At 31.6% G+C, this 19,703-nt stretch carries 19 protein-coding genes; 4 read left to right on the forward strand and 15 right to left on the reverse strand.

Going from position 1 to position 19,703, the window contains the following annotated elements:
* From LQ675_RS09840 to LQ675_RS09860, 5 genes are read right to left on the reverse strand one after another with little or no spacing between them, the layout of a single operon-like run.
* The gene (locus tag LQ675_RS09840; protein WP_048540044.1) at nucleotides 1-1,497 is read right to left on the reverse strand and encodes a Na+/H+ antiporter subunit D; all 1,497 of its coding nucleotides are present in this window, start codon (nucleotides 1,495-1,497) and stop codon (nucleotides 1-3) included.
* Nucleotides 1,490-1,837, reverse strand: a complete 348-nt coding sequence (locus LQ675_RS09845) for a Na(+)/H(+) antiporter subunit C (protein WP_048540042.1) — start codon at nucleotides 1,835-1,837, stop codon at nucleotides 1,490-1,492. The genes LQ675_RS09840 and LQ675_RS09845 overlap by 8 nt, the downstream gene beginning before the upstream one ends.
* Nucleotides 1,834-2,259 (reverse strand): monovalent cation/H+ antiporter subunit B, encoded by a 426-nt coding sequence (locus tag LQ675_RS09850; RefSeq protein ID WP_025906014.1) that lies wholly within the window; start codon nucleotides 2,257-2,259, stop codon nucleotides 1,834-1,836. The genes LQ675_RS09845 and LQ675_RS09850 overlap by 4 nt, the downstream gene beginning before the upstream one ends.
* Nucleotides 2,246-4,645 carry a DUF4040 family protein gene (locus LQ675_RS09855; protein WP_239727824.1) on the reverse strand — a complete coding sequence of 800 codons (2,400 nt, stop codon included), beginning with the start codon at nucleotides 4,643-4,645 and terminating at the stop codon, nucleotides 2,246-2,248. The genes LQ675_RS09850 and LQ675_RS09855 overlap by 14 nt, the downstream gene beginning before the upstream one ends.
* An 18-nt stretch (nucleotides 4,646-4,663) precedes the next feature.
* Nucleotides 4,664-5,215: a tyrosine-type recombinase/integrase gene (locus LQ675_RS09860; RefSeq protein WP_048540039.1), complete on the reverse strand. Its 552-nt coding sequence runs from the start codon at nucleotides 5,213-5,215 to the stop codon at nucleotides 4,664-4,666.
* Between the two features lie 136 nt (nucleotides 5,216-5,351).
* On the opposite strand from LQ675_RS09860, the gene LQ675_RS09865 reads away from it, so the two are divergent.
* Entirely contained in the window at nucleotides 5,352-5,561 is a 210-nt protein-coding gene (locus LQ675_RS09865; RefSeq protein WP_025906021.1) for a DUF1659 domain-containing protein, read from the forward strand.
* 31 nt (nucleotides 5,562-5,592) lie between these two features.
* Entirely contained in the window at nucleotides 5,593-5,808 is a 216-nt protein-coding gene (locus LQ675_RS09870; protein WP_048540037.1) for a DUF2922 domain-containing protein, read from the forward strand.
* Between the two features lie 54 nt (nucleotides 5,809-5,862).
* Here LQ675_RS09870 and LQ675_RS09875 read toward each other — a convergent pair whose 3' ends face one another.
* Nucleotides 5,863-6,192: a MarR family transcriptional regulator gene (locus LQ675_RS09875; protein WP_048540035.1), complete on the reverse strand. Its 330-nt coding sequence runs from the start codon at nucleotides 6,190-6,192 to the stop codon at nucleotides 5,863-5,865.
* Nucleotides 6,193-6,455: 263 nt separating this feature from the next.
* Here LQ675_RS09875 and LQ675_RS09880 point away from each other — a divergent pair, with 263 nt between their 5' ends.
* Complete coding sequence (locus tag LQ675_RS09880) at nucleotides 6,456-8,636, forward strand: AraC family transcriptional regulator (RefSeq protein WP_048540033.1); 2,181 nt, start codon at nucleotides 6,456-6,458, stop codon at nucleotides 8,634-8,636.
* A gap of 79 nt (nucleotides 8,637-8,715) precedes the next feature.
* On the opposite strand, the gene LQ675_RS09885 is transcribed toward LQ675_RS09880, so the two are convergent.
* From LQ675_RS09885 to panD, 9 genes are all read right to left on the reverse strand, one after another.
* Nucleotides 8,716-9,678, reverse strand: coding sequence for an LCP family protein (locus LQ675_RS09885; RefSeq protein ID WP_049320945.1), 963 nt, complete (start codon nucleotides 9,676-9,678; stop codon nucleotides 8,716-8,718).
* Between the two features lie 247 nt (nucleotides 9,679-9,925).
* Nucleotides 9,926-10,216 carry a hypothetical protein gene (locus LQ675_RS09890; protein WP_048540031.1) on the reverse strand — a complete coding sequence of 97 codons (291 nt, stop codon included), beginning with the start codon at nucleotides 10,214-10,216 and terminating at the stop codon, nucleotides 9,926-9,928.
* Nucleotides 10,217-10,634: 418 nt separating this feature from the next.
* Nucleotides 10,635-11,486 carry a MurR/RpiR family transcriptional regulator gene (locus LQ675_RS09895; protein ID WP_048540030.1) on the reverse strand — a complete coding sequence of 284 codons (852 nt, stop codon included), beginning with the start codon at nucleotides 11,484-11,486 and terminating at the stop codon, nucleotides 10,635-10,637.
* A 5-nt stretch (nucleotides 11,487-11,491) separates the two neighbouring features.
* Entirely contained in the window at nucleotides 11,492-12,928 is a 1,437-nt protein-coding gene (locus LQ675_RS09900) for a PTS transporter subunit EIIC (RefSeq protein WP_048540028.1), read from the reverse strand.
* A 19-nt stretch (nucleotides 12,929-12,947) separates the two neighbouring features.
* Nucleotides 12,948-13,832: an N-acetylmuramic acid 6-phosphate etherase gene (gene murQ, locus LQ675_RS09905; protein WP_048540027.1), complete on the reverse strand. Its 885-nt coding sequence runs from the start codon at nucleotides 13,830-13,832 to the stop codon at nucleotides 12,948-12,950.
* On the reverse strand, nucleotides 13,833-14,882 hold the full coding sequence (locus LQ675_RS09910; protein WP_075578419.1) for a MupG family TIM beta-alpha barrel fold protein: 1,050 nt from the start codon (nucleotides 14,880-14,882) through the stop codon (nucleotides 13,833-13,835).
* 347 nt (nucleotides 14,883-15,229) lie between these two features.
* Nucleotides 15,230-17,659, reverse strand: coding sequence for an MMPL family transporter (locus LQ675_RS09915; protein ID WP_075578418.1), 2,430 nt, complete (start codon nucleotides 17,657-17,659; stop codon nucleotides 15,230-15,232).
* A 186-nt stretch (nucleotides 17,660-17,845) separates the two neighbouring features.
* A complete protein-coding gene (locus LQ675_RS09920; RefSeq protein WP_048540020.1) occupies nucleotides 17,846-18,205 on the reverse strand; it encodes a DUF1304 domain-containing protein in 360 nt (119 codons plus the stop codon).
* Nucleotides 18,206-18,217: 12 nt separating this feature from the next.
* A complete protein-coding gene (gene panD / locus LQ675_RS09925; RefSeq protein WP_025905023.1) occupies nucleotides 18,218-18,601 on the reverse strand; it encodes an aspartate 1-decarboxylase in 384 nt (127 codons plus the stop codon).
* 200 nt (nucleotides 18,602-18,801) lie between these two features.
* Here panD and LQ675_RS09930 point away from each other — a divergent pair, with 200 nt between their 5' ends.
* Nucleotides 18,802-19,635 (forward strand): aldo/keto reductase, encoded by an 834-nt coding sequence (locus LQ675_RS09930; RefSeq protein WP_075578417.1) that lies wholly within the window; start codon nucleotides 18,802-18,804, stop codon nucleotides 19,633-19,635.
* Nucleotides 19,636-19,703: the final 68 nt, after the last annotated feature.

Raw genomic sequence — 19,703 nt, forward strand, 5'->3', positions numbered from 1 at the left:
TTACTTCGCCTCCACTTCTACGTTTGGAATAATTTCTTTAATATATGACTGTTCATGTATGTTAAATTGTGCTGCTAATTCTGAAATGTTTAATACATATTGTGATGCAATACCTAATAATATGGTAGCTACTGTTAATATAATCATCGCGTATAATTTATGTTTAGAAAGTGGAACTTTGTCAACTTTAGGAATATCGTTTCTACCGAAGTACATCACTAAGAAAATTCTTAGTAAACTGTACATTGCGATGACACTTGTAATTACCATCACGATGACACCAATTGTATAACCATTATCTAAAGCACCTTTAATAATTAATAATTTCCCAGGAAATCCACTAAATGGTGGTACACCACCGATTGATAAAATCGTGATAAAGAATATAATCCCTAGACTCGGATAATATTTAATTAATCCACCAAATTGATCATAATATCTCGTGCCAGATAATAATACGAAAGTACCAATGATTAAGAATAGTAATGTTTTGATAATCATATCGTGACTGACATAGAATATTGCGCCCGTGATGCCATCACTATTATTTGCACTTAAACCGAGAACAGCAAATCCTATTGATAAAATAACTTGGTACGCTGCAATCTTTTTAATATCTTTAAATCCTAATACACCGATACTGCCGATGATCATTGTGATGATAGCCATGATATATAAAAGGAAGTGTGTAACTTCTGGCTTTTCATCGAACATCAACACCATAACTCTTATCAATGCATAAACTCCGACTTTAGTCATTAGGCTGGCAAACAATGCTGCTAACTCAGTGTTTAAAGCTGCATATGCTTTCGGCAACCACATAAACATGACTAAAGCTGCTTTACCACCAAAGACAAAAATCATAATAACTGCTACTAAAGTAACGGTCGTTGGTTGATTGCTTTCAGTAATACGCATTGCGATATGTCCAAAGTTCAAAGTACCTAACGTTCCATATAAATATGCTACACCCATTAAGAAGAACCAAGAACTGACAACGTTAATAACAACATAGATAACACTCGCTCTTAATTGTTCAATAGATTGTCCAAGTGTTAATAATACAAATGATGCTAATAACATAATTTCAAACATAACGTATAAATTAAAGATATCTGCCGTTAAGAAGCTTCCGTTTACACCTGTTAATAAAAATAGTATAAAAGATGGTAAGAAATATCTATTTGCTACTCTTTCTCGCTTACCAAAACCAAAATATATAATAACTGTTACAACAAAACAAGAAACAGTTGTAAATAGAAGTGCCAATTCATCTCCGACAAATTGTATACCAAATGGAGGTTGCCAATCACCAAAGTTAATAACGAGTACTTTATTTAAACTGACTTCTACCAGAAGCCATGCTGTGATGATTGTTGTGATTGCTAAACTCGTTATCGCGATACGTCTTGTTAAAGCTAAACGTTCTTTAAAGAAGAACAATATTAATCCAGTAATTAAAGGTACGAGTAATGGTACTAATATTAAATTATTCATCTACATCTTCATCCTCACCGCGTAACGCTTCTATTCTATTTACTTTCGTCAACTTAAATGTTCTATATATAAGCACGAGTAAAAATGCTGTAACAGCAAAACCAATAACGATAGCTGTTAAGATTAATGCTTGTGGTAAAGGATCGACATAATCTTTTCCTTCTCCATTAATAAGTGGAACATTATTTCCACCAAACTCGCTCATTGATAAAATCATTAAGTTTGCTACGTGTGTATAAATTGCTGTACCAATAACAATTCGAATTAAGTTCTTAGACAAAATCATATATGTTCCTACAAACGTGAGTACGCCTATTATAATGACAAGTATTAAATTCAACTGTTATCACCACTTATCGCAAGCATGATTGTTACAACAGCCCCTACTACAGTAAGTAGTATGCCGAGCTCGAATAGTGTAACGCTTGATAAATGAATCTCACCTAACAACGGCCAAGTCATATAGCCATCTTCATGTGTTAGCATCGGATGCCCAAAGAACATAGGAATAATACCTGTACCAATTGAAATGAGACATCCAATAATCGTAACTGCTCTAAAGTCTAATGGCATAGATTGAACGACTGTTTCCACATCAAAAGCTAAAAACATTAAGATAAAGGCTGAGCTAAAGACGAGTCCACCTATAAACCCACCACCTGGGTTATCGTGACCAGCAAGAAAAATATAAAATCCAAACGTCAATATTATGAATATAGCAATTTTAGATATCGTTTCTAATACAACATCATTTTCTTTCATTTGACTCATCCTTTCTTATCTTAAATTTAACTAATGTAAATATGCCTAATCCTGCAATTAATATAACGATCCCTTCAAGCATTGTATCTAATGCTCTAAAGTCTCCTAGAATACCATTGACGATATTTTTAACACCTGCTAATTCGTATGCATTATCATAGTAGAATGAAATTTTGTCGAACAGACTATCTTGTTGCATCATAATAACAAAGACAACAACAAAGACTGCCATTAATAAAGCAATTGTTAATTTCACAATTTCACTGATAACATTTGGTGTATCCTTCTGAACATTTGGTAAATGATAGAAGACTAATAAGAATAATACTGTCGTAATCGTTTCTATAACAAGTTGAGTTAAAGCTAAATCAGGTGCTTTCATAAATATGAATACGACCGCGATTGAATATCCGATGACACCATTTAAAATTGTCATTGTCATTCTTTCTCGAATAAACATTAATGCTGTTGCAGTAATCACAATATTAATTAATATAATGATTTCAAATGTTGTCGCTTCAGTAATATGGTAATAAGCAATATCATAAATACCTACTTGATAAATACCATATCCCATAATGACAAAGAAGATTACATAGATAATGTGTAAATATTGGTTCAGTTTATTATTCATAATACCTTGAATTGAAAATGTACTGATACGATCTAATGCATCCATACCTTTCGTATATAGCGTATTGATTTCTAAGTTTTTAGAAATCTTACTATAAATAACATCCCATTTTGGCACGAGTATAAGAAGAGTCCCAATAATGTATATGCCAAGTGTTAAGAATAATTCCACTGTAAATCCATGCCATGCTTTAATATGTGGTAAATGAGCCATAATCTCGCTATCGTGGAAGATATCTCTTAATGCTGGTCCAATTAGATATTCTCCTAGTACATTCGGTACAAAGAAAATGATTGGAACAAACAATACGATAATCATTGGTGAGATTAATAACCCGCCGCCATCATGACGCGGTACTTTCGGTAATTGCTCTTTTTTAAGCTTACCGAAAAATGGTTCTTTAATGAGTTTAATACAATATACAAATGTAAATATACTGCCGACAAAGCCAGCTAATATCATCACGGTAGACATCGTTTGATTAAAGATATCTGTGTGACCTGTTTCTACTAAACTCGTAAAGAACTTCTCTTTACTTAAGAAACCATTAAATAAGGGTATACCTGCCATAGATAGTGCACTGATTGTCATAACGATTGCAGTTATTGGCATGATTGTTTTTAATCCGCCAAGCTTTTTAACATCTCTTGTTCCTGTTTCATGGTCGATAATACCGACACCCATAAATAGAACACTTTTGAAAATCGCATGATTTATTAAATGGAATATTGCTGCAAATAAACTCGCTAAAAAGATTTCATTATCTGCTTTAAAATTACTATTTAATGCTAATAACCCTAAACCGATCATCGTCATAATCATACCGAGCTGACTGATTGTTGAATAGGCAAGCATGGCTTTTAAATCTTTCTTGTTAACTGCAAAGAATGAACCAACTAATAACGTCACTAAACCGATTGTGACTACTGTATAAACGACCCATGTACTTTGACCGATAATTGGTGTAAATCTTAATAATAAATATAATCCTGCTTTAACCATTGTTGCTGAATGTAAATAAGCACTGACAGGTGTTGGTGCTTCCATTGCATCTGGTAACCAAATATGAAATGGAAATTGTGCAGATTTCGTGAATGCTCCGAGTAAGATTAAAATGACTGCAAATACAAACCATGGTGATTCATAAATTTTATCAATCATACCGACTTGTTCAGTAATTGTATTCGTACCCGTAATGCTGTATAGCAAAATCAAACCTACTAACATTGCCATACCGCCAAACACTGTAATTAAGAATGATTTCAAAGCACCGTCTTGACTCTTTCTACGTTGATACCAATATGAAATGAGCAAGAATGAAGAAATACTTGTTAACTCCCAAAATGTATACAACAATATCGTATTATTTGAAAGTACGACACCTAACATTGCTAACATAAACATTAACAAATACGTATAAAATCTTGGAAGATTCTCTTTTTCATGGGAAAGATAATAAATGGCATATAAGAAGACACCTGCACCAATTAATGAAATAAGTAGTGCAAAAATTAAAGATAGACCATCTAAACGTAAATCTAAATTAACATCTACAAGTGGAATCCACTCTTGGAAATAAGTAATACTTTGGCCAGCATATATCGTCTTAATCTGACTTAAGAAATATATGGAACTTAGAACTGGCGCAATTAAACTTAGCCATCCAGCAAATCGGCTAAACTTTGTATTCATCGTCATGAGCACGATCGAAATCACAACGATAATCATTAAAAACAGCCATATTAAAGCCATACATTGACCCCTTTCTCTCTATATATTAAGTTCAATTGTCGTTTCTTTTTTTATTGTCGTGACATCAATGAATTTTAAAGTTTCTATTAAAGATTGATGTCCGAGGTATTTTTGAATAATCGAAACAGATACCCCTGATTTGAAGGCATGATATGCAAAAGTCTTTCTTAACGAGTACAACCCGATATTCTTCAACCCTACTTCTTCAGCTGCAACATGTATAATTCGATAAGCTTGTTGCCTTGATAATTGTTTTTTTGTTTTGATGGACATAAACACAAAGTCATCTCTTTTTAATCCTTCTTCATATATAAAAGTGGATAAACTTGATCTCAAATGTAACGGTATAACAACTTTAATTAAATCCTGTTCGTCATTTATCCAATCTTGCTTTATATCATTGTCCTCATCAAATAAATCTTGGACCGTTAAATTAAGTAGCTGGTTTACTTTCATACCCGTATGAATAGCTAAGCTAAACAATAAATAGTCTCGTTCACTATGTGATTTCAATACTTCATACATTGCTCTAATGTCATCTTTATTCTTAATTGGAGATACTTGTTGCATAAATTTGGTCCATCCTTCCTAATTAAGGTACATATTAATAATAATATATATTTGAGTAACATGAAAGTAATTTATACATTTTTTTGTCGTTTTTACATACTTGCTTCGATATATAAAGTGAAAGGAGGTTTTAATCATGGAAACAGTTAAAGATATCAACATCATTTTATTGCATCAGTATTTAGATGAAGCTTCTAAAGTAAAAACTGTTCAACGTAAATTTAATGCAATTAATTTAAATGTTACACCCGAACAAGTTAAAACTTTTAAAGGCATTATCGAAACATTAAGTGACGAGAAATTTAAAGATGCATATATCGTCAAAACAATACAGATAGAGAATTAATGCTATCTAAAAAGATTTAGGAGGTGAAAATATGAAAAGAGTATTAGAATTAACATTCAAAACATCTTTAGATAAAACATTCACATTACAAATTCAAAATCCAAAAGCAGACTTATCAAGTGATATCGTTGAAAATGCGATGAATAAAATTATGAATCTTAACTTATTTAACTTAAACAAAGGTGAGCTCGTATCAATCCATTCCGCACAATATATCGAGCGCAGCACACGCCAATTGATTAAATAAATATACTAGAGTAACAGAAAAGGCAAGGACATTAATTTTGTCCTTGCCTTTTTCTTATATATCTTTAACAAGTGTTTCGTATTTTTCTTTATGTGATGCATCCATAAAATAGTAAACTTTTCTTTCGTCGAGATTACTTCTATATTTATCGATTAAACCTTTTCTATATAATTTTGCTAAGTTTGTACCTATATTAGAAGGTCTTGTTGTTAACTCTAAAAGTTTTCCACTAAGAATTTCTTTGATTGTAATTTCTTTTGCAGTATATATTTCTTCTAAAATAATGAAATCCACGAGTGATAATTTCTTTTCATTTTTTAATGTTGTCAATTTATTCTCATAGTCGATCATTTGTTGAATGGTTTTGTTGAATGTTTCTATCAAGTAAAGCCCTCCCAATTTAATTTTCCCCGATTTTTAATAGTTCACAATACACAAATTACATTAATTATTATTTTAACGCGTTTTAAATTCATATTTTGATTAAATCGATTAACATATTTGATTTATTATGAAGTATCTTCTCCATTTTATTAAATTAGGTAACATTTACATACGATTTTTGATATCATATTGTTAAATAAAGAAATATATTGACGAATTTTGATGTTTTATTCCATAATTTGTCTATATTTAGAGGTGATTATTTGTACAATTATAAGATTTCACTCCATAAAGAAAGTATCATTAATCCGAAGTTACTTGGATTTGGTGCTTTATGTTTTGTTTTAGAAGGTCACACAGAAGTTACATTAAATCAAACGACTTATGAATTTAATGTCGGTGACCTATTTTATCTTCAAGATAACGATAATTATTTGCCGATTATTAATAATGGATTAGTCGCTATACTTCATATTAGTTATGCAATGATGGAGAATTTAAGTGGAGAAGAAGCATTTGTCTTTAGGATTCCACGTACGACGAAGACAAATGAATTAGATAGATATAAGCATGAAATTAAAGAATTATATATTAGAGCCATACTTGCAAACTTAACAAACGTTAAAATTAGATGTAGTAATTACGTTGTTGAAATTTATAAAATCATGTTTGAACGTTTTCAAGTGGATACTAAAAATTATGGTCATATTGAAATTGAACTCAGTAGCCTTATTTATAAAGTAAAACAATATATTGATCAAAATTATCACGAAAGATTATCACTTAATAGTGTCGCGAGTCATTTTTATATTTCTCCTGAACATCTATCTAGAGAATTCTCTAAACAAATGGGTACTACATTCATACAATATTTAAAAGAAAAAAGACTTTTTCAAGCGACATATGCACTACTGTTCACTCAGTTTAAAACAGAACAAATCGCAAATAGTCATGGCTTTTCTAGTTATCATAACTTTAATAGACAATTTAAAGAACAGTTTCATGTAACGCCTAATCAATATCGTCTTCAATATAGACGTCATAAAAAAGATAAAGAAAATGAAGTGATTTCTAAAGAGGAAAAAGCTTCATTGATTTCGAAATTACAAAAATTGATGCATAATAAATCGTTTGTTCATGAATATAAAAGGATGGCATTTAGTGATGTACCTTTTAAGACACTCTCAGCAAATCATAAGACATATTTACATATCGGTGATGTTTATGATTTTTATACACCTTTTCTTGGAGAAATTTTAGAAAATGTAGAGAAAATGACGGATACGCCGATTATTGTCATTCACTGTTCTATGAAGACTTTCTTTAGTGAAGAACATCAAAATCATTATAAACAAAATTTAGCATTTTGTTTAAGTATGTTTTCAGATACGAGAATTATACCTGCCATAAAAATATATGATATTGATTATGGCGACGACAGCTTTAAAAACGACTGGCATGAATTAATAGATGCCATTTATAACTATTTCTATAATAAGAACGGAGAAATCTTCTTCGATGTAGATTATAATGATATTCATCATATTAACAAGCAAATTAGAGAAACAAAGATGAAATTACCTGATATACATATTGGATTAAATGCGCCAAATCCATTTATGCATATATATGAAGAATTAGAGATCGATTTCTCGCAATATGAAGACATTGATGCCTTTGCATTAAGTTATAACTTTAATGACTTGTATAACTTAAATGAGATCAACAATTATGATATCGCAGATATTACAAAACAATATACTAAACAACTCATTCAAAATATGGCTTATTTAAAATCAAAAAATAAACATGTTATTCCTATTGAATGGAATATATTAAACGGTGATACGTATACAAGTAAAAGCTTTTATTTTAATGCATCAATTATGTTAAAGCATTTAATGAGTATTACAAATTACATATCTGGTATAGGATTTTGGTTAATGGAAGAATCATCTGCTAAATATTCAACCATCGATCAACCTTTATCTTTATATTTAAAATATCACTGTAAAAGTCCAACGAATTATTTATTATCTATACTGAGTCATTTTAACGGTCATGAATTTTCTGAAGGTCCAAACTATATTAAATTTGAAATTCATAATAAAATATTCTATTTATTATTTAACTATGAGCTGTACCACCCACATGATATCAACTATCAAAATAATATCGGGATTATACTATCTTATCGAGACATTCCATTCAATAATTTCAGAGTCACTAAAATTACTTTCGATCAAGACAATGGAAATATCTTTAAAGCTATTAGAAAGTTAGATCATACTCATGGTAATTTGGACTTCTTAAATACAGTATTATTAGATAGATATTGTTCACCAGATATAGAAATGGCAGATTATAATACAAATAAAATTGACGAAACTTATTTCTTAAAGACGAACGCTGTACAATTATTAATTGTACAAAATAGAGGATAGAGAAACACATATTAAAACAAACGAAATAAATATTCAAAAAAATCTTGGGCATCGAATGGATGTCCAAGATTTTTTATATTTAATCTAATTCTAAGTTAGTACGATAATTATCTACGACTTCTTTCTTGCTTGAATCGCTAGGTACAAAATAATACAATCCATCATCTAGAATGGCATCTTGACCTTCTAATTGATTTCTATCAACATTATCTAATGCGTCACTATATTTAGATCTTAAGCTATTGATTTGTGAAATTTTTAAATCTGTTTGAACATTATCGCCTAATGTATCAAAGATTTGGTTGATTTTCGGTAATGAACCGATACTTACTAATTCTTTTGCTAATGCTTGGATAACAAGTTGTTGTCTTTCTTGTCTACCAAAGTCTCCACCAGCACCATCTTCTTTTCTACTTCTAATAAATGCTAAAGCTTCGTCTCCATCAAGTTTATACTTTTGGTCTTTAACATATGAATTGCCTTTAACTGTAAATGTTGCATTACTTTTAACGGTTACGCCACCTGCTTGGTCTACTAATTCTTTAACACCATCCATATTAATTGTCGCATAGTGGTCAATCGGTACATTCATTAATTTCTCTAAAGAATTAATTGCCATTTTTGGTCCACCATATGCATATGCATGGTTAATTTTCTCGACAGAATCTCTGCCTACGATTTGAGCTCTTGTATCTCTAGGTACACTTACCATTACAGTCTTTTTCTTATCAGGGTTGATGGATAATAGTAATATTGAATCTGATCTTTCTCCGCCACCTTCTGCTGCTCTTGTTGAATCTGAATCAATACCGAATAATGCGATAGATATCGGATCGCCATTCGTATCTACTGCTTTCTTTCTTAATTCTGATTTATCTCTGTCTAATGGATTATGTATTGAATTACCTAATGCAAAGAATTTATAGACAAAAAATGCGATCACTAATAAAAATACGAGTAATAAAATAATAATGATTGTCGTTACTATTTTGAATGCTGTTGACTTCTTTTTCTTTGTAGAACGCTCATATTGGTTTGCCACGTGTTCTCAGTCCATTCTATTTTTTTCTTTATTATACATTTATTTATACCACATTTCCATATTGAACATAATTATGTGCACAATTTAAATAATCCTGTAATGAATATTTAAATTATACAAAGATTCCATACTTATTTCTGGAAAATCTATACATTATATGATAGAGTATTATTATAAATCTACAACGTTACTTGTTTTTTAATTTTTATGACATATTAAACGGGAAAGAGGATGAGATTCGGCGATCTCATCCTCTCTTTTTGCGTCTATTTGTTTTAGATTTAATAACTTTTGTTTTTATATTAAACTCATCTGGATATCTAATTCTGACAACATCCCCATAAAATAACCTTTGTTCTCCATACCTTGTACATAAAGATAACTCAGGATATACTTCTTCTACTTTTGCAATATAATTATATGACTTATCTCTTTTCAATACATCAATATAATAACCAGGTTTAATACCTTTATCTGTTCCTGCATTAATAATAAATGACGTATCATCTAATATTCTTATAATTTCCACTTGTTTCATGATTTCACGCTAACTTTCTTTAATTCTTATTATATGAAATGTGATGATAAGCGCTTAGATGACTGCTACTATTGTTTCATAGAGTTGAAGAATATTTATATAATTTGTCTTATGCCATTTCTTTTTCTTTAGGATATATAAACTTTTTACATTATTAATATCACTACATTACATTTTTTGGCAATAAGATTATTAGTTAAATTGTACTATTTTTTTATTGTTTTTTCAATATAATACTTAATTCAAAGAGACTGGGACATAATGGAATGTCTCAGTCTCTTTTAGTATCTTGGCAGTAGATGACTGAGTTGAAAATGCACTTGTAGCAAGCTTTTTTCAACTCTAGTCATCCTTGCCAGGGCGAGACTACGAAATCTTTTTTTCAAGTTAGATTTCTGTCTCGCTCCCTTTGATAATCCTATTCTAGATACAATTCTACTGCATCTCTTGTTTTACTCATTGTTACGACATGTTCATCATAATTTCTTGATAAGTAACTATAGAAAAGAATATCTATAGTCATAAGTTGAGATATAAGAGAACTTGTCGCTGCTAACCTCAAACTTTTTTCAGAACTTGCGTCATGAATTAAATATATATCAGAAGCTTTTGCTAATGTAGACTGTTCTGACTGTGTTAAACCAACTATTTTTACACCATATTTTCGAGCTACTTTTGCTAAAGATAACGTCTCATGATTCTCGCCTGAATTGGATATACCTATCAGAACACAACTATCACTATGTGAAGCAATGGCTGTCGCTAAAAAGTGTGTATCTAATGAATGAATCACTTGTTTACCTATTCTAGTGAACTTCTGATACAAATCTTGAGCAACCAAACTTGAAGCACCGACACCAAATACGATAATCGTATCTGTATCGTATAATTGATTGACAACCTGCTCAATATGTTTACTCGAAATATTCTTTTCGGTCATTTCAAGTGTATGAGAAGCTCTTGTAATAAGCTTCTTACTAATTGAGTCGACTGTTTCATCTTGTTTAATTTCTTGATAAATACTTTGTTCATGTTGCGGTAAATATCTAGAAATTGCTAACTTCAAGTCTGTGAACCCTTTAAATTCAAGTTTATGTGTACATCTAATAACAGAAGCTGCACTCGTATTCGTTAATTTGCCAAGTTCTTTAGCGCTCAAGTTAATTGTTTTTTCAGGATGTTCAATAAAATATTCTGCAATACGTTTTTCATGTTTCGTTAAACGTGGCATTTGTTCTTTTATAAATATGAGTAAATGTTGATGTTCCATATGATTTAATCCTCTTCTAATTCTTGTGGTGCCGTCATTTCTTTATTTGTTCCAAATAAATATGTGGCAATGAATCCTCCAAGATATGCTGCAAGCAATCCTGCGATATATCCTAAATACATATTATCAGAAATAAGTGGAATAAGTGAAACGCCACTCGGTCCAATTGCTGATGCACCGATATGACCAATGCCACCGATAACTGCACCACCAACACCGCCACCTATACATGCTGTAATAAATGGTCTACCTAAAGGAAGTGTTACACCGTAAATCAACGGTTCTCCAATGCCTAAAATACCAACTGGTAATGCACCTTTAAGTAAGTTGATAATCTTTTTATTTTTTCTACATTTAAACCATAATGCAAATGCTGCACCTACTTGACCTGCACCAGCCATTGCTAGAATTGGTAAGAGGTAAGTTGCACCAGATTGATTAATCATTTCGATATGAATCGGTGTTAATACTTGGTGTAAGCCAAACATTACAAGTGGTAAGAACGTTGCACCTAGTACAAATCCACTAAATGCACCACCTATATTTAGAACCCAATCTATTACGCCTAATAAGCCATTTGAAATAAATCCGGCAATTGGCATGATTAAGAAAATTGTTCCTAGTCCCATAATAAATAGTGTAATCGTTGGCGTGACAATGATATCTACCGCACTCGGAACGACTTTGTGTAACCTTTTTTCAATTAAAGATAAAATCCAAACTGCAATGATAACTCCAATGACACCACCTTGACCGGCAGCTAATGGTTCTCCATTAAAAATATTTTTAAGTGGACTTTCTGGATCCATACCCGTCAGCATGGTTGTACCACCAATAACACCACCCAATCCTGGTGTCGCACCAAATTCTTTTGCAGCATTAATCCCAACATAAATCACGAGATATGCAAAAATACCATTTTTAATGATATCGAATATTAATACGAACTGTTCCCATGTCGCACCATCTATTGTACCTGCTGTTAACATATTAGATAGTACTGCAGAAATACCACCAATTAAACCTGCACCAACAAAGGCTGGAATTAATGGTACAAATATATTAGCAATAGATCTTAATACTTTTTTAAATGGTGTTTGATTCTTCTTATTAATACTTTGCTTAAACAAATCCGCTTCTTTTTCAACTTGTTCTTTATTAGATGCTTTATGCTTTATATCTTCACCTAAAGGAACCCCTATAATTGAACTCATTTCATTAGCTACTTTATTAACAGTACCTGGTCCAATTACAACTTGAAGCATATCATCTTCTACTACACCCATTACGCCCTTTATATTTTTTAAACCTTCGACATCGACTTTACTGTAATCCACGATATTCATTCTGACACGCGTCATACAATGTATCACTTTGTCTAAATTATCTCTTCCGCCGACTTCTTTAAGAATATTTTGTGCAATCTCTCTTTCTTTTGACATAGCCTACACACCCCTTAATTTACGTGTTTCTCACAAACCCCTTAGCTTGTTTAAGTCTTACTAATGCTTCCTCTTTAGAAATTCCATGCATCCCCATTACAATTGCAACTTTCACTTGTTCATCACTTTGATTGAATAATCTCTCACTATCTTCATCCGTTGTTTGCAATACTTCTTGAATCATGTTTACAGCTCTTTGCTTTAATTTTTTATTAGTTGGTTTTACATCAATCATTAAATTCTCATATACTTTTCCTATACCAACCATAGCCCCTGTTGATATCATATTAAGAATTAATTTTTGAGCAGTACCAGCCTTCAATCTTGTTGAACCTGTCAATACTTCAGGACCAACATCAACTTGGACCGGATAATCTGCATGTTTACCAACTTCAGATGCTTTGTTGCATGTCACACAGCCAGTAGGTACATTTATACTTTGTGCGTATCTTAAACCACCTATTACATATGGTGTTCTACCACTGGCAGCTATCCCGATAACCGTATCATGTTCATTAATATTTAAGTCTCTTAAATCTTGTTCTCCTAGACTTTCATCATCTTCTGCACCCTCAACAGCTACAGTCATCGCACTTGGACCACCCGCAATAAGTCCTACGACAACATCAGGTGTTACACCAAATGTTGGTACACATTCAGCTGCGTCTAATACACCTAATCGACCACTTGTACCTGCGCCCATATAAATTAATCTTCCACCATTGTTTAATCCGTTAATAACTTGTGTAATTAATTGAGCAATTGCATGATTTTCTTCTTTAATAAACTGAGCTACTTTTTGATCTTCGTTGTTCATAACATCAACAAATTGCTCAGGTGTTAATGTGTCTAACTTAGACGAGTGCTCATTTCTTGATTCTGTCGTTAAACGACTGATATCCATTTATTCTTCCCCCTTCACAAACTGAAAAGCTGTACCTGCATCAATTAAATCTATGCATGGTATATCTTGTTGGTATACATGTCCAATAACATTAACAGCTTCATGACGCTTTAAATCTTTATTGACGATTTGTAATTCATTCATATAGCGACCATACTTGTTATTATCTAAAGTAATCGCACCCCTTGTTCTTGCAACCGTGTTTTCAGGTAATATTTCAGATTGAAACATTTGCCGTCCTTCTTCCGCTCTAATCACATCTCTTGCTTTGTCTTTTCTATTATGAAAAATTCTCCCAATATAACTTTCTAAATGCTTTGTTTCAGATTGCACATGAAGTGACACGATTCCTTTATTAAAGAAGTTGTTGAATTGATTAATCGTTGTTGTATCGATACCTGTATCCCCTATACATATATCATCTACTCCTAATGCCGCTAATTCATGAGCAGCAATTAATGGGTGGCAATATCTATGATCTTCTAATGTAGGTAAGCCTTCATATACCGGACCTCTAAATACCGTACCTGTTACAAAAGCCATAATTGAAATATCCGGGAATGATGTCTTTAATTTTGTGTTTTGCTTTATAAAGTAAGCTTTATCCAGTCCAGTTTCAGGACGAGGATAATAATTATGCGCAACCATAATACGAGACATATCAATATCTTGATCTTTAAGTTCATCCAATAAACTAATAGCATCCGTGCTCGCATTACAGACAATTTTAACTTCACTTAATAAAGAAATAATATCTGGAATCGCTAGAGAAATATCTAACCTTATATAATCAATACCTAAACCTTTTAATACATCAGGTTGCTTATAAGAAAGGCCAAGGTTTTGAAAAGCATGAGGACTCGCATCAGCTATAATCTCAGCTTTATCACCTACAAGTAACTTTAATGCTTTTAACCTATCAAAATACAATTCCGAATTCTCTTCAGGAATTTGAAGAGAAGTAAACACATACTTGAAACCATGATTTAACATCGTTTCAATATATAATTCATCAAACGTCTCACCTAAATATACCGAAAACCCTAACATAGCAACTCACCCCTATTGGAATCGTTTACATTATCTCATTTTTGAAACATTATTTCAATAGTTAAAAGTTTATATGGATATTTGCGAAATCTCGTTACAGAATGTGGGGATTGTAGGTAAATTTGAAAGTAATGAGCTATCTCTTGGCTTTACTCAGTAATTAAGCCATGACTTGCTCAATCACTTGGCTTTACTCAGCACTTAAGCCATGACTTGAGCGATCTCTTGGCTTTACTCAGTAATTAAGCCAAGACTCTATTTAAATTTAATACATTCAATCTCTAAGATTACTCCCCACCCAAAAAAACGCCGGAACTTCTGCAGTTCCGGCGTTCTTCATTATTCTATTATTTCTTATTTATCAAACGTTCTACTAATTGGTTTACTTGTTCGATATTTTTAGTTTGTCGATTCAATATTTCTACGATCTCTTGGTTGTCTTTGTTTGTTTTAATATCATCTTGAGTATTATTTTCTTGCTTGTAACGATGTTGACGCAATGCTTCATATAATACTTCATCTTTATTTGTTTCATCTATCTTATCGTATAATGCTTTTGTTTTTGAACTTACTTCTATTGTTGTCGCATTTGTATTGTCTGCACCTGCTTCTTCAGCAACTTGATTATTCTCACTTAATGCATGTCCTTCTATATCGATTTTAGGTAAAATTGAATTTAGCCAATTTGGTATATACCATGATGCTCTACCAAATAGTTTCGTCAATGCTGGAATAATTGTCATTCTTACGATAAATGCATCGAATAAAACACCGAATGCTAATGCTATACCCATCGATTTAATCATAACATCATCTTGGAATACGAAGCTGATGAATACACTGAACATAATGAGTGCTGCTGCGACAATAACCGGTCCACTTTCTTTAAGACCAACTTTAATGGACTTCGTATTATTCATTGTACGTACATATTCTTCATGTACACGTGACATAAGGAATACTTCGTAATCCATGGCTAAACCAAATAACAAACCTATTGTGATAACTGGTAAGAATGCTAATAGCGGACCTGTTGTATCTACCCCAAACAGGCTACTCATAAAGCCATCTTGCATGATAAGTGTTGTGAATCCTAAAGTCGCTGCTAATGATAATACAAATCCCAGTACTGCCTTTAAAGGAATAATAATTGATCTAAATACAACCATTAATAATATGAAGGCTAATAATATAATAACACCTGCAAATAACGGTATCGCATCGTTAAGTTTTTCAGACATATCTATATTAATAACACTTTGACCTGATATTTCTGTATCTAAATCATATTTGTCTTTAGCATCTTTATTATAATCTCTTAAATCATGAACTAAATCATATGTTGATTCTGCATTTGGACCTTTTTCAGGAAAAACTGTCACAAGTGCATAGTCTTGATCTTTGTTCAATTGAGGTGGTGTGACAGTTTTAACATTTTTAATATCGTCTACATCTTGCATCAAATCTTTTAAATCTTTTTGTAATGCTTTCGGGTTATCTTTTTTATCAGAAGTATCTACAAGCATGACGATCGGACCATTAAAGCCTTCTCCAAAATCGTCAGAAATAATATCATATGCTTTCTTCTCTGTAGAATCATTTGGTTTCATACCATTATCTGGTATACCTAAACGCATATGTGTCACCGGTAGTGCTGCTGCAATTAAAATGACAAATCCAATGATTAAAGCAATCCACGGTTTACCTACTACAAATTTTGACCATGGTGTATCCAAACTTTCATTTGAATGTATTTTACGTTTTTTCGGATGAATTTGTTTATGGAAGACACTAATTAATGCTGGTAGTAATGTAATCGCACTGAGTACAGCAAAGATAACACTTAGTGCTGATGCAAATCCCATTGTAGCTAAGAAATCAATACCAACTAATGCTAAACCACAGACAGCTATGACAACCGTAACCCCTGCAAAGATAACGGCACTTCCGGCTGTACCTAATGCTAATCCAATTGCTTTAATATGATTTTTCTCAGTCTTAATAATTTGTCTATATCTAAATAAAATGAATAAAGCATAATCAATACCTAACGCTAGTCCAATCATAACTGCTAATGATAGCGTAACGTTTGGAATATCAAATGAATACGTAAGTAAAGCGATTGTACCAATACTAGAACCAAGTCCGATAACCGCACTTAGTATTGGCATGCCTGCAGCAATAAATGATCCGAAAGTCACAAGTAACACAACGAAAGCAATTACGATACCAATAGCTTCAGAAGCGCCACCAATTTCAGTATTCGCAGTTAAAGCATTACCTGTTAATTCAGTTTGAATATCGTCATCATCTTCTAAAGTTTTAACAGCATCTTTAACTTTCTCAACGGAATCTGATTTAATAGAAGTTTGAGATACTTTATAATTGATATCTGCAAAAGCAGTTGTTTGATCTTTATTAATTTGTTTATTTTTATAAGGATCTGTCACTTCTTTAATATCATCATCTTTATCTTTTACATCTTTTAAAGCTTTTTGAATATCTTGCATAACTTTTTGATCCGTTATGCCTTTTTTATCTTCACTTTTAAAGACAACTCTTATATTTGCTTTTTCACTATCTTGATTAAATTCTTTCTCAATCTTTTCATTCGTGTCGATTGATTTAATACCACTCATTGTAATATCGTTGTCAAATGTGGGTTTATTAATCGTTAATGGCGTCACGATTCCAGCTAATAAGATGACCCATATAAATATTGTTAACCACTTATGTTTAGCAATAGAAGAACCCAATTTGTATAAAAAGTTCGCCAAAAATATTTCCTCCCTTAAATCTACTATATAGTTTATGCATACAGTGTATACAGCATAACGTTTATACTAACACCTGTAATGTTCCCTAAAAAGAGATAAAATCCCAAATGTGTATACTTTGTCTACACTTTTCAAAAATTGTAGAAAAGCTGTTAACAAAACGTTCACATTTGGGATTTCTTAGATCTATATTAATAGTAGAATTAATGCAAGAATTGCTGGTCCACCTTGTTTTAAAATAATAGACTTTGAACTTGTAAGGCTGCCATATATGGCAGCTAATATAATGAATATTAACAGAACCGCTACAAACTCTTTAGGATTACTTGATAAAAAGGCACCATAAAATAAAGATAATGCGAGCAAACCATTATAAATACCTTGGTTTTTAAGTAGTGTTTGAATATTTTTATCTTTTAACACTTGTTGCTTTATATTAAATGTTTCTGCCGTTTTTTTAGAAGTCGTAGCGATTGTTTCTAAATACATAATGTACAAATGTTCAACTGCTACAATAACGACAAAAATCGTTGCTAGAATACTCACCTTAAATCTCCTCTATAGAATTATTTGACTTTCCTTTTCATGAATCATTTCAATAATTTCATTCTTTTCATTCATAACTGCTACTTTCGGTGCATGTGATCTCGCTTCTTCATCTGTTACTTGAACATAATTCATAATAATAATCACATCATCTACTTGTACAAGTCGTGCCGCAGCACCATTAAGACAAATTTTACCGCTTCCTCTTTCACCTTCAATAACATATGTTTCAAGTCTTGCACCGTTGTTATTATTAACAATCGCAACTTTCTCATTAGGCAAAATATCTACCGCATCTAATATGTCTGCATCTATTGTTATACTACCTACGTAATTTAAATTAGCTTCTGTAACTCTCGCACGATGAATCTTCCCGTTCATCATTGTTCTTATCATGAAATTCATCTCCATATATATTTTTATTTTTAATTTATAAATTTTGATACTCGTTATTATCATACAATGATATTTTAATCCGTCAACTATTAAGTTTGAATATTACTTTTTTGTACCTATGGAACTAAATAGTGCGTACTTACATTTTATTTTATTTACAATTATACTATTCCATACAATATTAAAAAGGAGTTTTGAGCATGAATTACACAACATTTCATAATGGTAATACTATGCCTAATGTTGGCCTAGGTGTTTTTAGAGTGGAAAATGATGACACAGCAAAAGATGCAGTTAAACACGCAATTATTTCAGGTTATAGAAGTATTGATGCAGCATTTATATATGGAAATGAAAGTAAAGTTGGAGAAGGTATTGTAGAGGGAATTAAAGCAGCAAATATCTCAAGAGAAGATTTATTTATAACTTCTAAATTATGGTTAGAAGATTACGGTAAGGAAAATGTTAAACGAGCATATGAAAAGTCATTAAAGTTATTAGGTCTAGATTATTTAGATTTATATTTAATGCACTGGCCAGGTACAGATGAAAATCTTATGATAGACACATGGTCAGGTCTAGAAGAATTATACCAACAAAAATTAGTTAATAATATCGGTGTAAGTAATTTCAATATAGATCATTTAGAAAAATTATCAAACAAAGCGACATATAAACCCGTCTTAAACCAAGTAGAATTCCATCCATACTTAACTCAATTAGAACTTAGAAATTATTTATATAGAAATGGCATAAAAATGGAATCTTGGTCTCCTCTAATGAACGCAGAAATATTAAAAGATAAAGTCGTTAATCATATTGCCAAAGAAATTAACAAAACACCTGCACAAGTCATTATACGTTGGAATATAGAACATGGTGTCATCACAATTCCTAAGTCTGTTACACCATCACGTATAGAAGAGAACTTTGAAGTATTTGATTTTAATTTAAATGATGATCAAATACAAATGTTGGACGCACTTAATGAAGATAAACGCATTGGACCAAATCCTTCAGAATTTAATGGTTAAGTAAAATAACTATAAACTTAAATATATACTTTATTAATCTATATTTTAAAATCTCGAACAATTGTTCG

The organism is Mammaliicoccus sp. D-M19 (assembly GCF_022386695.1).
GTDB classification, from domain to species: domain Bacteria; phylum Bacillota; class Bacilli; order Staphylococcales; family Staphylococcaceae; genus Mammaliicoccus; species Mammaliicoccus sciuri.

Excerpts from the sequence above, each read along its gene's own strand:
- LQ675_RS09890 (WP_048540031.1), bottom strand. The coding sequence starts at position 10,216 with ATGAAACAAGTGGAAATTATAAGAATATTAGATGATACGTCATTTATT.
- panD (WP_025905023.1), bottom strand. The coding sequence starts at position 18,601 with ATGATAAGAACAATGATGAACGGGAAGATTCATCGTGCGAGAGTTACA.
- LQ675_RS09930 (WP_075578417.1), top strand. The coding sequence starts at position 18,802 with ATGAATTACACAACATTTCATAATGGTAATACTATGCCTAATGTTGGC.
- LQ675_RS09910 (WP_075578419.1), bottom strand. The coding sequence starts at position 14,882 with ATGTTAGGGTTTTCGGTATATTTAGGTGAGACGTTTGATGAATTATAT.
- LQ675_RS09895 (WP_048540030.1), bottom strand. The coding sequence starts at position 11,486 with ATGGAACATCAACATTTACTCATATTTATAAAAGAACAAATGCCACGT.
- LQ675_RS09870 (WP_048540037.1), top strand. The coding sequence starts at position 5,593 with ATGAAAAGAGTATTAGAATTAACATTCAAAACATCTTTAGATAAAACA.
- LQ675_RS09850 (WP_025906014.1), bottom strand. The coding sequence starts at position 2,259 with ATGAAAGAAAATGATGTTGTATTAGAAACGATATCTAAAATTGCTATA.
- LQ675_RS09855 (WP_239727824.1), bottom strand. The coding sequence starts at position 4,645 with ATGGCTTTAATATGGCTGTTTTTAATGATTATCGTTGTGATTTCGATC.
- murQ (WP_048540027.1), bottom strand. The coding sequence starts at position 13,832 with ATGGATATCAGTCGTTTAACGACAGAATCAAGAAATGAGCACTCGTCT.
- LQ675_RS09840 (WP_048540044.1), bottom strand. The coding sequence starts at position 1,497 with ATGAATAATTTAATATTAGTACCATTACTCGTACCTTTAATTACTGGA.
- LQ675_RS09860 (WP_048540039.1), bottom strand. The coding sequence starts at position 5,215 with ATGCAACAAGTATCTCCAATTAAGAATAAAGATGACATTAGAGCAATG.
- LQ675_RS09865 (WP_025906021.1), top strand. The coding sequence starts at position 5,352 with ATGGAAACAGTTAAAGATATCAACATCATTTTATTGCATCAGTATTTA.
- LQ675_RS09900 (WP_048540028.1), bottom strand. The coding sequence starts at position 12,928 with ATGTCAAAAGAAAGAGAGATTGCACAAAATATTCTTAAAGAAGTCGGC.